Genomic DNA, 13,893 nt, shown 5'->3' on the forward strand with positions numbered 1-13,893 from the left:
GTCAGCGGCTCGATTCGCGGATGACGAGCTCGGGCTGGAACATGATCTGCTGGTGCGCGTGGCCCGCCGGGGCGTCGCACTCGTCCAGCAGGAGCTCGGTGGCGATCTTGCCGAGCTGGTAGGTCGGCTGGCGGATCGAGCTCAGCGGCACCGCCGCGGCCGAGGAGAACTCGATGTCGTCGTAGCCGATGAGGGCAACGTCCTCCGGCACCCGCACCCCCGCCTGCGACAGCGCGCGCAGCACGCCCAGCGCGAGCAGGTCGTTCGCGCAGAAGATCGCGTCCGGGAGGTCGCCGGCCAGGAGCTTCTCGGCGGCGAGCGCGCCGCCGCTCGCGTTCATCTCCGGCACGACCACGTCCTCCAGGGCGCGGGCGGGCAGCCCCGCCGTGCGCAGTGCGCGCCGGGCGCCCTTGCGCCGGTCCGCGCACTGCCGGATCGCCAGGGGGCCGGTGACGTACGCGAGCCGCCGCGCGCCCCGGTCGAGGAGGTGGGCGACGGCCAGGTCCCCGCCGGCGACGTCGTCGACGGACACCGAGCACACGTCCCCGGTCGCCGGATGGTCGACCAGGACGACGGCGACTCCGCGCTGCCGCAGCAGGTCCAGGCGGGAGAGATCCTCGTCGGTCGGCGTGATCAGGACGCCGCGGACCCGCTGCTCGGCGAGGACCCGCAGGTTGCGGCCCTCCCGCTCGGGCGACTCGCCGGAGTTGCACAGGATGACCGCGTGGTCCCGGTCGCTGACGACGTCCTCGACGCCGCGCGCGACCGCGACGAAGAAGGGGTTGCCGACGTCGAGCACGACCAGGCCGATGGCCCGGCTCTGCCCGGCCCGCAGGGTCGCGGCCGAGCCGTTGCGAACGAAGCCCAGCTCACGGATGGCCTGCTCAACGCGGGCGCGTGTCGCCGCGGCGACGCGTTCGGGCCGGTTCAGCACGTTCGAGACCGTGCCCGGTGACACGCCCGCGCGCTGCGCGACCTCCCTGATCCCCACGGTCCCCAACGCCTTGTACCTCTTCTCCGAATGTGATGGCGTTCACTGTGACGACTGAATTAAAACGTGTCAACACGTCCCGTGAGGACCGTTCAACGAGACCCGGCGGTGACCGGCTCGTTATCTCAGCGATATTTTCCCAGCTCAGAGCGCATAACGATCACCCTCGGTGAGGCTGCACGGGAAACTCACTCTTGACGTGACCGCGCTCACAGACCTAGCGTCCCGGGTCAATCGCGTTAAAACGTTTTTATTCCGTTCACTTCCGGAGGAACCATGAGCGAGCGGAGCGAGCGAATCGAAAGCGCAGCGCACCTGGTCACCAGGCCGACGAAGGAGGCCGCGTGACCGAGTCGCCTCCGATCCTCGCCCTGGCGAGCGTCAGCAAGGCGTTCGGCGCGGTGCGGGCTCTGCAGGACGTCTCCCTGGAGCTGTGGGGCGGAGAGATCCACGCGCTCGCCGGCGAGAACGGGGCGGGCAAGTCCACCCTCGTCAAGATCCTGGCGGGGGTGCACCGGCCCGACGAGGGGCAGGTGCTGCTGGACGGCCGCCCGCACGAGTTCCACGGTCCCGGCGACGCGCAGCACGCCGGCGTCGCCGTGATCTACCAGGAGCCCACGCTGTTCCCCGACCTGTCGGTCGCGGAGAACATCTTCATGGGCCGCCAGCCGCGCGCCCGCTTCGGCCGCATCGACCGCCGCGCCCTCCGGACCGAGACCGCGAAGCTGTTCGAGCGGCTGGGCGTCGCGCTCGACCCGGACCGGCCCGCACGCGGTCTGTCCATCGCCGACCAGCAGATCGTGGAGATCGCCAAGGCGATCTCCCGCGACGCCCGCGTACTGATCATGGACGAGCCGACGGCGGCGCTGTCCGGCAACGAGGTCGCGCGGCTGTTCGCCGTCGCCCGCACCCTCCAGGAGCAGGGCTGCGCGCTGCTGTTCATCTCCCACCGGCTGGAGGAGATCTTCGACCTCTGCCAGCGGGTGACGACGCTGCGCGACGGCCGCTACATCTCCACCGAGACGCTCGACGGGCTCACCCCCGACGACCTCGTGCAGCGGATGGTCGGCCGCGAGCTGGACACGCTCTATCCCAAGCAGGAGACGACGCCGGGCGAGACGGTTCTGACGGTCTCCCGGCTGACCCGCGAGGGCGTCTTCACCGACGTCTCCTTCGAGGTGCGCGCCGGGGAGATCGTCGCGCTGGCCGGCCTCGTCGGCGCCGGGCGCAGCGAGGTCGCCCGCGCGATCTTCGGGGTCGACCGCTACGACGCGGGCGGCGTCCAGGTCGGCACGACCCGGCTGCCGGCCGGCAGCCCCACCGCCGCGATGTCCGCCGGGATCGCCCTGGTCCCCGAGGACCGGCGCCAGCAGGGCCTCGTCATGGACGGCTCGATCGAGCGGAACATCGGCCTCACCCAGCTGCGCACGCTGCGCCGCGGCCCGATCATCTCCCGGAAGGTCGAACGCGACCGGGCAGCCGACTGGGCGATCCGGCTGCAGCTGAAGTACGCGCGGCTCAGCGACGCCGTCGGCGTGCTGTCCGGCGGTAACCAGCAGAAGGTCGTCCTCGCCAAGTGGCTGTCGACCGAGCCGTCCGTGCTGATCGTCGACGAGCCCACGCGCGGCATCGACGTCGGCACCAAGGCCGAGGTGCACCGCCTGCTGTCGGAGCTGGCCGGCCAGGGCCTCGCCGTCCTGATGATCTCCTCCGACCTGCCGGAGGTGCTCGGCATGGCCGACCGCGTGCTGGTCATGCACGAGGGCCGGCTCGCCGCCGAGATCCCCCGCGAAGAGGCCACCGAGGAGACCGTCATGGCCGCCGCCACCGGCCGTACCCAACAGGAGGCCGTGTAAATGGCAGCCGTAACCGCCGACGCCGGCGGGCGCAGGCTCGTCGACACCGTCCTGCGGGCGCGGGAGCTGAGCATCCTCGCCGCACTGATCGTCCTCGTCGTCGTGACGACGCTGGTGAACTCCTCGTTCCTGTCGACGCAGGGTGTCAAGGACATCTTCCTCAACGCCTCGATCCTGGCCCTGCTGGCCGTCGGGCAGACGATGGTGGTCGTCACCCGCAACATCGACCTGTCCGTCGGGTCGGTGGTCGGCCTGGTGGCGTTCGCGTCCGGAAAGTTCGTCGCCGGGCACGACCGCAACGTGCTGCTGGTCCTCCTCATCGGGATGGCCATCGGCGCGGTCTGCGGACTCGTCAACGGCGTGCTCGTCAGCTTCTTCAAGGTCCCGGCGCTGGTGGTGACGCTCGGCACGCTGTACGTCATCCAGGGCCTGGACTACTACTGGGCGCACGGCCAGCAGATCAACGCCGCCGACGTGCCGTCCTCCCTGCTCGACCTGGGCAACGGCAGCGTGCTTGGCGTGCCATACCTGCCGCTCATCACGGTGGTCGTGATGCTCGCGGTCGGGCACTACCTGCGGGCCTACCCGTCGGGCCGGGAGTTCTACGCGATCGGCTCGAACCCGGACGCCGCGCGGCTCGCCGGCATCGCCATCCGCAAGCGGATCCTCACGGCGTACCTCGTCAGCGGTGTCCTCGCCGGGCTCGCCGGGGTGCTGTGGCTCGCCCGGTTCGGCACGGTCGTCGCGGACGCCGCGCACGGCTGGGAGCTGCGGGTGGTCGCCGCCGTCGTGGTCGGTGGCGTGGCCATCGTCGGCGGCCTCGGCAGCGTGTACGGCGCCGCGCTCGGCGCGCTCCTGCTCACCACGATCGGCAGTGTCCTGGTGGTGCTGAAGGTGAACTCCTTCTGGCAGGACGCCATCGCCGGTCTGCTGCTGCTCCTCGCGATCAGCGTCGACCGCCTGCTCGGCCTGCGCGTCACCCGCGCCCTGCGAAGGAGGAACGCCCGCCATGGCGCCTGAAGCCCCCGCCGCCGAGGCCCGCCGCGTGCCGGCACGCGCCGAGGCCCCCCGGCCGCTGACCCGGTTCATCCGCTGGGACGTCATCGTCACGGCCCTGCTGATCGTCGTGTTCGCCGGCGGCGCGCTCGGCACGTCGGACTTCGCCACGAGCGACAACCTGTCCTTCGCCCTGGACGACCTCAGCGAGATCGCGCTGATCGCGCTGCCGATGACGCTGCTGGTCGTGGCCGCCGAGGTCGACCTGTCCGTGGCCTCGGTGCTGGGCCTGTGCAGCGCGCTGTTCGGCGCGCTCTGGGACGCCGGGTGGGCGATCGAGATGATCATCCCGCTGCTCCTGGTCGTCGGCGCGGTGGCCGGCCTGATCAACGGCCTGCTCGTCACCCGGCTGGGACTTCCGTCCCTGGCCGTCACGATCGGCACGCTGACCCTCTACCGAGGCCTCGCGTACGTCGTGCTCGGCACCAAGGCGGTCGCGCAGTTCCCGCAGAACTACGCCGACATGGCCACCAAGACGGTGCCCGGCACGCCGATCCCGTACCCCTTCGCGCTGTTCATCCTGCTCGCCATCGTCACCGCGATCGTGTTGCACGCCACCGGCCTCGGCCGCGCGCTGTTCGCGATCGGCGCGCAGGAGGAGGCGGCGTTCTTCGCCGGGATCCGTGTCAAGCGCATCAAGCTGCTGCTGTTCGTGGTCTCCGGGATCGTGTCGGCGTTCGCCGGCGCCGTCTACACGCTGCGGTACGGCAGCGCCCGCGCCGACAACGGCCTCGGCCTGGAGTTGGCGGTCATCGCCTCGGTGCTGCTCGGCGGCGTCGACTTCGACGGCGGCAAGGGCACGCTCGGCGGTGTCGTGGCCGGTGTGCTGCTGATCGGCCTGCTCCGCAACCTGCTCATGCTCCGTGACGTCGCGACCGAGATCCAGTCGATCGTCACCGGCGTCCTCCTCATCGTCTCGGTGCTCACGCCGCGGATCGCGGCCGCCGTACGCGAGGCAAGACGACACCACCGCAGCACCTCCTCCGCCGCCTCCTAATCACGAAAAGGAACCCCCCATGATCATGCGCCCCCTGGCGGCCGTGGCGATCGCCACCGCCCTCGCCGTCAGTGCCGCCGCCTGCGGTGGTACGACGAAGAACTCCTCGGATTCCAAGGACGGCAACGGCGCCGCGACGACCGGCGCGAAGGCGGACCCGAACGCGCCGCTCAAGAAGGGCCTGAAGGTCGCCTTCCTGCCCAAACAGGTCAACAACCCGTACGAGACGATCGTCGACAACGCCGGCATCGCCGGGGCCAAGGAGTACGGGGGCGACGCGAAGGAGGTCGGCCCGTCCGACGCGTCCGCCTCCTCGCAGATCTCCTACATCAACACGCTGATCCAGCAGCGGATGGACGCGATCCTCATCGCGGCCAACGACCCGAACGCCGTCTGCGGCCCGCTCAAGCAGGCGATGTCCCGCAAGATCAAGGTCGTGTCGTACGACTCGGACGCGTCCAAGGACTGCCGCGACGTCTTCATCAACCAGGCCAGCTCCGAGGAGATCGGCCGCAGCGAGATCAAGGTCATGTCCGACCTGATCGGCGGCAAGGGCAAGATCGCGATCCTGTCGGCGACCGCGAACGCCACGAACCAGAACACCTGGATCGGCTTCATGAAGGACGAGCTGAAGAAGCCGGAGTACTCCGGCATCCAGCTGGTCAAGGTCGCCTACGGTGACGACGACGACCAGAAGTCCTTCCAGCAGACGCAGGGTCTGCTGCAGGCGTACCCGGACCTGAAGGGCATCATCGCCCCGACCACGGTCGGCATCGCCGCCGCGGCCCGCTACATCTCCGGCTCGAAGTACAAGGGCAAGGTCGCGGTCTCCGGCCTCGGCACGCCGAACCAGATGCGCAAGTTCGTCAAGGACGGCACGGTCGGCAAGTTCGAGCTGTGGGACCCGAAGAACCTCGGCTACCTCGCGTCGTACGCCGCCGCCGCCCTCGCCTCCGGCCAGATCACCGGCGCGGAGGGCGAGAAGTTCAAGGCCGGCAAGCTCGGCGAGCGCACCATCGGCAAGGACGGCGAGGTCATCCTCGGCCCGCCGACGGTCTTCGACAAGAGCAACATCGACAACTACAACTTCTAGGCGGCCGGTGGCGGGGCCGCCTAGTGCGGCCCCGCGCCCGTCGTGGGAGGAGTTCCCGTGCAGCGCGTCTGCTTCCTGCTCAAGGTCAAGCAGGACCGCCTCAAGGAGTACCGCGAACGGCATCAGGCGGTGTGGCCGGACATGCTCACCACCCTGCGCGCGGCAGGCTGGCGCAACTACAGCTTGTTCCTGCGCGACGACGGGCTGCTCGTCGGCTACCTGGAGACCGACGACTTCGACGCGGCGCGCGCGGCCATGGAGAACACCGAGGTGAACGCTCGCTGGCAGGCGGAGATGGCGCCGTTCTTCGAAGACCTCGAAGGACAGCGCCCGGATGAGGGCCTGCTGCGGCTCGACGAAGTCTTCCATCTCGACTGACGATCGGGGATCACGAACAATGACAACGGACAGCGCCCAGGTCAAGGCGGCACTGCGGACCCAGCGCATCGAGACGCCGTCGTGGGCGTACGGCAACTCCGGCACCCGGTTCAAGGTCTTCGCCCAGCAGGGCGTGCCGCGCACGCCGCAGGAGAAGATCGACGACGCGGCGCAGGTGCACAAGTACACCGGCATCGCGCCGACCGTCGCGTTGCACATCCCCTGGGACAAGGTGGACGACTACGCCGCCCTGGCGGAGCACGCCCGCGAGCGGGGCGTCCAGGTGGGCGCGATCAACTCGAACGTCTTCCAGGACGACGACTACATGCTGGGCAGCGTCACCCACCCCGACCCGAAGGTGCGGGAGAAGGCGCTGAAGCACCTGCTCGAGTGCGTCGACATCATGGACGAGACGGGCTCGCGCGACCTGAAGCTGTGGTTCTCCGACGGCACGAACTACCCGGGCCAGGACGACATCCGCGCCCGGCAGGACCGCCTCGCCGAGGCCCTGGCCGCCGTGTACGAGCGGCTCGGCGACGACCAGCGGTTCCTGCTGGAGTACAAGCTGTTCGAGCCGGCGTTCTACACCACCGACCTGCCGGACTGGGGCACGTCGTACGCGCACTGCCTCAAGCTCGGCCCGAAGGCGCAGGTGGTGGTCGACACCGGGCACCACGCGCCGGGCACGAACATCGAGTTCATCGTGGCGTTCCTGCTGCGCGAGGGGAAGCTCGGCGGCTTCGACTTCAACTCCCGCTTCTACGCCGACGACGACCTGATGGTCGGCGCCGCGGACCCGTTCCAGCTGTACCGGATCATGGACCAGGTGATCCAGGGCGGCGGGTACACCGACGAGATCGCGTTCATGCTCGACCAGTGCCACAACATCGAGCCGAAGATCCCCGGCCAGATCCGCTCGGTGCTGAACGTCCAGGAGGCCACCGCCAAGGCGCTCCTGATCGATGTCGAGGCGCTGCGGGCGGCCCAGCAGGCGGGTGACGTCCTCGGCGCGAACGCCGTGTTCATGGACGCCTACAACACCGACGTCCGGCCGCTGCTCGCCGAACTGCGCGCGGAGATGGGCCTGGACCCGGACCCGATGGCGGCCTACGCCCGGTCCGGGTACTTCGAGAAGATCCGCGACGGCCGCAAGGACGGCCAGGCGGCCGGCTGGGGAGCGTGACCTGATGTTCCGCAGAGCGCTGGCCGTGGCCGCCGTCGCGGCGCTCGCCGGCGGCCTGGTCGACGCCGCGCCGGCGGCGTCGGCCACCCGATCGGGGCCCTCGGCGCGGGTGCTGCGCGACACGCTGCTGGACCCGTCCGGCATCTACTTCGTCTCCTACGACGGGCTGGTCAACCAGGATCCGTTCCAGATGAGCGGCATCCTCACCTACGGCGGCTACCAGTACGTCGCCTGGTACCACGCGGACCGCTACGTCAAGATCGCCCGGCGGCGCGCGCCGGAGGGCGTGTGGCAGACCATCACGCTGCCGCACCAGCTGACGACCGACGACTCCCACAACGTCATCTCGATGGGGATCTCGCCGCGCGACGGCCGCATCCACATCGCGATGGACACCCACAACACGCCCGTCTTCTACGTCCAGTCCGTCGCGGGGCTGGCGAACCATCCGGGGAAGTGGGACGCGAGCGACTTCGGGCCGGTGCGGCAGACCCTCGGCGGCCTCGACCTCGGGAACATCACCTATCCGCAGTTCATCGTCACGCCGGAGAAGAAGCTGCAGTTCGTGTACCGGACGGGCCAGGGCTCCGGCAACGGCGTCAACCAGCTGGCCGAGTACGACGGCGGGACGTGGCGGCAGGTCGGCACGTGGTCGAGCGCGACCGGGAACTACACCGCGAACGGCGTGACCAGCACGACCCGCAACATGTACATCCACGGCCTGGACTACGGCCCGGACGGCCGCCTGTCCGTCGCGTTCACCTGGCGGGAGGGCGACCAGAAGGTCCTGTGCGCCCCGGGCGGGCTGGACAACCACGACATCGGCTACATCTACAGCGACGACCGCGGCCGTACCTGGCGCAACAGCGCCGGACAGGCCGTCGGCGCCACCGGCTCCGCGCCCGTGTCGATCGACGCGCCGGGGCTCACGGTCGACCCGATCGGCGTCGACCGCGGACTCATCAACCAGGAGGGCCAGGCCGTCGACTCCGCCGGCCGCCCGCACGTGATCGAGAGTTACGTGCCCGAAGAGTCCAAGTCCTGCGTGACGAACTACGTCGCCGACCGTACGGCCTACGGACGGGACTACCACCTGTGGCGGGACTCCTCCGGGGCCTGGCACAAGACACAGATCCCCGTGCCGCTGAACGCCACCGGCCGGTCGAAGATCGTCTTCGACCGGGGCGACAACGCGTACGTGATCATGCCGTTCGGTCGGATCGTCGCGGCGAGCAAGGCGAGCGGCTGGACGGACTGGAAGGTCCTGTACGACGCGAAGGACCTGAACGCCTTCGGCGAGGTCGACGTCGACGCCTCCCGGCTCCGCTCCCAGGGCGTCCTGTCCTACATGTACCAGCAGAAATCGACCGGGACGACGCCGTCGGCCGTCCGGGTCATCGACTTCCGGATCGGCGCGCGCCGGTGACCACCGGCCGTACCCACGAACACCCAAGGAGAGATCGGATGACGGGCAACCCGCCCGAGGTGGACCAGCTGCTCGAGCGCGCGCACGCGCTCGGCTCGGACCCGCGCAACACGAACTACGCCGGCGGCAACGCCTCCGCCAAGGGCGTCACGCAGGACCCGGTGACCGGCGGCGACGTCGAGCTGATGTGGGTGAAGGGCTCCGGCGGCGACCTCGGCACGCTCAAGGAGTCGGGCCTGGCGGTGCTGCGCCTGGACCGGCTGCGCGCGATGGTGAACGTCTACCCGGGCGTCGAGCGCGAGGACGAGATGGTCGCCGCGTTCGACTTCTGCCTGCACGGCAAGGGCGGCGCGGCGCCGTCGATCGACACGGCCATGCACGGCCTGGTCGACGCCGTTCACGTCGACCACCTGCACCCGGACTCCGGCATCGCCATCGCGACCGCCGCCGACGGCGAGGAGCTGGCCCGCCGCGTGTTCGGCGACCGGGTCGCGTGGGTGCCCTGGCGGCGGCCCGGCTTCCAGCTCGGCCTCGACATCGCGGCGATCAAGAAGGACAACCCGCAGGCGATCGGCGTGATCCTCGGCGGCCACGGCATCACCGCGTGGGGCGACACCACCGAGGAGTGCCAGGCCAACTCCCTGGAGATCATCCGTACGGCCGAGGCGTACATCGCCGAGCACGGCCGGCCCGACCCGTTCGGCGCGGTGATCCACGAGCCGCTGCCGGAGGCCGAGCGGCGTGAGCGGGCCGCCGCGCTGTTCCCGCTGATCCGCGGGCTGGCCTCGACCGACCGGCCGCAGGTCGGCCACTACACCGACTCCCCGGAGGTCCTGGACTTCGTGGCGCGGGCCGAGCACCCGCGGCTCGCCGCGCTCGGCACCTCCTGCCCGGACCACTTCCTGCGCACCAAGGTCCGCCCGCTCGTCCTGGACCTGCCGCCGACCGCCCCGCTGGACGACGTACGGGACCGGCTGCACGAGCTGCACGGGGCGTACCGCGAGGAGTACCGCGCCTACTACGAGCGGTACGCCGACGAGAACAGCCCGGCCATGCGCGGCGCGGACCCCGCGATCGTGCTCGTTCCCGGCGTCGGCATGTTCAGCTTCGGCAAGGACAAGCAGACCGCCCGGGTCGCCGGCGAGTTCTACGTCAACGCGATCAACGTGATGCGCGGCGCGGAGGCGCTGTCCTCCTACGCCCCGATCGCGGAGTCGGAGAAGTTCCGCATCGAGTACTGGGAGCTGGAGGAGGCCAAGCTGCGGCGCATGCCGAAGCCCAAGCCCCTCGCCACCCGCGTCGCGTTCGTGACCGGCGGCGGCTCCGGCATCGGCGCGGCCACCGCCCACAGGCTGGCCGCCGAGGGCGCCTGCGTCGTCGTCGCCGACCGCGACGCCGGCGCGGCGGAGAAGGTCGCCGCCGAACTCGGCGCCTCCGCGCTCCGTGCCACGGACGTGGCCGTCGCGGTGGCCGTGGACGTGACCGACGAGGAGCAGATCGCCGCCGCGCTCCGCGAGGCGGTGCTGGCCTTCGGCGGCGTCGACCTGGTCGTCAACAACGCCGGGCTGTCGCTGTCCAAACCGCTGCTCGAGACGACCGTCGCCGACTGGGACCTGCAGCACGACGTCATGGCCCGCGGCTCGTTCCTCGTCTCCCGCGAGGCCGCCCGCGTCATGATGGAGCAGGTCATGGGCGGCGACATCGTCTACATCTCCTCGAAGAACGCCGTGTTCGCCGGACCGAACAACATCGCCTACAGCGCGGCAAAGGCCGACCAGGCGCACCAGGTCCGGTTGCTGGCCGCCGAGCTCGGCAAGCACGGCATCCGCGTCAACGGCATCAACCCCGACGGCGTCGTCCGCGGCTCCGGCATCTTCGCCGGCGGCTGGGGCGCCAAGCGCGCCGCCGTGTACGGCGTGCCGGAGGAGAAGCTCGGCGAGTACTACGCCCAGCGCACCCTGCTCAAGCGCGAGGTGCTGCCCGAGCACGTCGCGAACGCCGTCTTCGCCCTCACCGGCGGGGACCTGACCCACACCACGGGACTGCACGTCCCGGTCGACGCCGGAGTGGCCGCCGCCTTCCTCCGCTGAACCGCCAGGGGGCGGCGCGCCGCCACGCGCCGCCCCCACGGCCGCACACATCGGGGTTGCTCAATCCGCCGGATCCCAGAGAGGGAGAGCCCAGGGATGCGACTGGCTTTGAATATTCGACGACGACCCTTGCACGTCCTCGCCTGCCTCGCGCTCGGCGCCACCACCACGCTCGTCGCCACGTCGCCCACGCGGGCCGACGGAGACTCGCGGGCCGCGAACGCGCTCGCCCAACTGCCCCCGCCGAACTGGCGCCACTACGTCCAGGGGACCTCCCACCGCGAGGTGTCGCCGGTCCGGGTCGTGTCCACCGTCGGCGACGTGACCAACCCGAAGGGCCTGCTCGGTGCGGGGACGACCACCCTGCACCGGGAGGCGCCGAAGCCCAAGCCGGCCTGGCCGTCCGGCACCACGGCCACCGCCTCCTCGTACCACGACGCGAACGGCGGCAACAACGGCACTCCCACCTCGTACGAGCCCGCGCACGCCGTCGACGGCGATGTCAAGACGTTCTGGAACGACGCGAACCCCGACACGTATCCGGCCTGGCTGGAGATCACCAGCCCCACCCCGGTGAAGCTGCCGGGGATCACCCTGCTGTCCAACAGCGACGGCGTCCCGATGGACTTCACCGTCTCCACCTGGAACGGCACGGACTGGGTCACCCAGGTGACGGTGACCGGCAACACCGACGTGCAGCGGGCCGTGACGTTCCCGCAGGAGGTCACCGCCGACCGGGTGCGGATCACCGTCACCAAGGACCAGCCCAGCTCCCGGGGGGACTTCACCCGGATCAACGAGGTCTGGCCCGGCGTCGTCACCGACCCGGCGCGGGCGAGCGTCACCCTGGACTTCGGCAAGGTCGTGGTCGGCTACCCGAAGATCCGGTTCCGCGGAGCCTCGGCCGACCACCCCGGCGTACGGCTGGCGTTCTCCGAGACCCTGCAGTACCTCACCGACCGTTCCGACTTCGCCCGCTCCGACTTCGCCGGCGGCCCCGGCACCGACCAGTACGCCCCACCCGAGAAGTCCACCACCTGGACCGACACCAAGGGCTGCCAGAGCGGCACGAAGGTCTGCGCGGACGGCCTGCACGGCTTCCGGTACGTCAAGATCAGCCTTGACGCCCTGGACGGCGACGCTCCCGCCGCGGAGCCGTACGGCACCGTGAAGCTCACGGACGTCACCGTCGAGTCGACCGCGCTCCCGGGCGCGCCCGGGACCTACAAGGGCTGGTTCGAGTCCTCGGACCCGGCCCTCAACCAGTACTGGTACAACGCGTCCTACACCAACGAGCTGGTCACCGACACGTTCCGCCCGACCGACGTCGAGCCGCGGAACGCCGACAGCCCGTCCCTGGACGGCAAGCTGGTGCTGCACGACGGCGCCAAGCGCGACCGCGACCCGTACGTCGGCGACGTCGCCGTGTCGGGCCGCACCGACTACCTCACCCACGCGGTGCCCGAGGCCGCCCGCAACGTCCTCGCCGACCTGGCCGACCACCAGCGCGCCGACGGCTGGATCCCACCGGCGTCGATCAACAACTACACGCTCCCGCTGTTCGACTACCCGCTGTGGTGGGTGACCTCCGGCTCGGACTACGTGCTCTATTCGGGCGACACCGGCTACGCCGCGAAGTACTACCCGAACCTCGTCAAGACCCTCGACACCTGGTACCCGTCGGTCACCGACTCCCGCGGCCTGCTGGCGAAGGGCCTGAACGGCACCGGCGGTTACGGCGACTACGCGTTCCTGCCCCGCACCGGCGAGGTCACCTACTACAACGCCCTCTACGTCCAGGCGCTGAACGACGCGGCCGGCCTGGCCCGCGCCCTCGGCCACCCCGCCGACGCCGACCGCTGGCAGCAGCGCGCGCAGACCGTCGCGAAGGCGATCAACACCTACCTGTGGGACGCCACGACCGGCGCCTACCTGGACTCCGGCACCGGCGCGGTCCGCCACGGCCAGGACGGCAACGGCCTCGCGATCGTCGCCGGAGTCGCATCCCCGGAGCAGGCGGTGTCCGCGCTCGGCCACCTCGCCAAGACGACGGCCCAGCCGTACGGCAACGCCTTCATGGACAACGACACGCTCGTGTCGGACGGCAGCAAGCGGGTCTACGCGTTCACCTCCTACCCGGAGATCCAGGCGCGCTTCCGGTCCGGTCAGGCCGACTCCGCGATCGAGGAGATCAAGCGGCTGTACGGCTGGATGACGAACCACGACCCCGGCATCACCGACTGGGAGGGCATCGGCGAGAACGGCTCCCTGTACGAGGGCGCCTACACCTCCATGGCGCACGGCTGGTCCACGGGCGTCGTGCCGGCGCTCAGCAACGACCTGCTCGGCGCCGTGCCGACCGGACCCGGGTTCGCCACCTGGGCGGTGCAGCCGCACCCCGGCTCGGTGACGTGGGCCCGCGGCCAGGTGCCCACCCCGCACGGCCCGCTGCGGGTGACCTGGACGCAGGGTCACGGCGCCGTCCTCACCCTCGCCGTCACGGCCCCGGCCGGCACCTCCGGCGACATCGCGGTGCCGACCGGCGGAAAGCGGGTCACCGTGCGCGTCGACGGCAAGGTGGCCTGGAACGGCGGCGCCGCGCTCGCCTACCGGGCGACGAACGACGGCGGCCACATCACCTTGCACGGCGTCCGCGCCGGTTCGCACACGGTCCAGGTGACCGACGCATGACGGGAGACGCCAGCGCCTGAGTGACCGACGGCGGGCGGCGGCCCCGGCCGCCCGCCTCATCGGGGGTTTTCCTTCCGCCGGATCCCAGAAAGGGAGCCCGAGAATGCACCTGATACCGAGTTTCCGCCGACG

Annotated in this window: 10 protein-coding genes; 9 read left to right on the forward strand and 1 reads right to left on the reverse strand. The window is 70.6% G+C overall.

The genetic code is table 11. From position 1 onward, the window contains the following. Position 1: 1 nt before the first annotated feature. Positions 2-991 (reverse strand): substrate-binding domain-containing protein, encoded by a 990-nt coding sequence (locus tag AB0I04_RS28840; RefSeq protein WP_360890999.1) that lies wholly within the window; start codon positions 989-991, stop codon positions 2-4. 344 nt (positions 992-1,335) lie between these two features. Here AB0I04_RS28840 and AB0I04_RS28845 point away from each other — a divergent pair, with 344 nt between their 5' ends. From AB0I04_RS28845 to AB0I04_RS28885, 9 genes are all read left to right on the forward strand, one after another. Next, complete coding sequence (locus AB0I04_RS28845; RefSeq protein ID WP_360891001.1) at positions 1,336-2,847, forward strand: sugar ABC transporter ATP-binding protein; 1,512 nt, start codon at positions 1,336-1,338, stop codon at positions 2,845-2,847. After that, positions 2,848-3,867, forward strand: a complete 1,020-nt coding sequence (locus tag AB0I04_RS28850) for an ABC transporter permease (protein ID WP_360891003.1) — start codon at positions 2,848-2,850, stop codon at positions 3,865-3,867. Then, the gene (locus tag AB0I04_RS28855) at positions 3,857-4,900 is read left to right on the forward strand and encodes an ABC transporter permease (RefSeq protein WP_360891006.1); all 1,044 of its coding nucleotides are present in this window, start codon (positions 3,857-3,859) and stop codon (positions 4,898-4,900) included. Before AB0I04_RS28850 ends, AB0I04_RS28855 begins: the two co-directional genes overlap by 11 nt. A 19-nt stretch (positions 4,901-4,919) precedes the next feature. Further along, positions 4,920-5,993, forward strand: coding sequence for a rhamnose ABC transporter substrate-binding protein (gene rhaS, locus AB0I04_RS28860; protein WP_360891009.1), 1,074 nt, complete (start codon positions 4,920-4,922; stop codon positions 5,991-5,993). A 57-nt stretch (positions 5,994-6,050) separates the two neighbouring features. Next, the gene (locus AB0I04_RS28865) at positions 6,051-6,371 is read left to right on the forward strand and encodes an L-rhamnose mutarotase (protein WP_360891011.1); all 321 of its coding nucleotides are present in this window, start codon (positions 6,051-6,053) and stop codon (positions 6,369-6,371) included. 19 nt (positions 6,372-6,390) lie between these two features. Continuing rightward, on the forward strand, positions 6,391-7,554 hold the full coding sequence (rhaI, locus tag AB0I04_RS28870) for an L-rhamnose isomerase (RefSeq protein ID WP_360891014.1): 1,164 nt from the start codon (positions 6,391-6,393) through the stop codon (positions 7,552-7,554). Positions 7,555-7,558: 4 nt separating this feature from the next. Beyond that, positions 7,559-8,980 (forward strand): BNR repeat-containing protein, encoded by a 1,422-nt coding sequence (locus AB0I04_RS28875; protein ID WP_360891017.1) that lies wholly within the window; start codon positions 7,559-7,561, stop codon positions 8,978-8,980. 38 nt (positions 8,981-9,018) lie between these two features. Further along, positions 9,019-11,070: a bifunctional aldolase/short-chain dehydrogenase gene (locus tag AB0I04_RS28880; protein WP_360891020.1), complete on the forward strand. Its 2,052-nt coding sequence runs from the start codon at positions 9,019-9,021 to the stop codon at positions 11,068-11,070. Positions 11,071-11,166: 96 nt separating this feature from the next. Then, positions 11,167-13,761, forward strand: coding sequence for a discoidin domain-containing protein (locus AB0I04_RS28885; RefSeq protein WP_360891023.1), 2,595 nt, complete (start codon positions 11,167-11,169; stop codon positions 13,759-13,761). The last annotated feature ends 132 nt before the right edge of the window (positions 13,762-13,893 follow it).

It is taken from the genome of Actinoallomurus sp. NPDC050550 (assembly GCF_040655075.1).
Classification (GTDB): domain Bacteria; phylum Actinomycetota; class Actinomycetes; order Streptosporangiales; family Streptosporangiaceae; genus Actinoallomurus.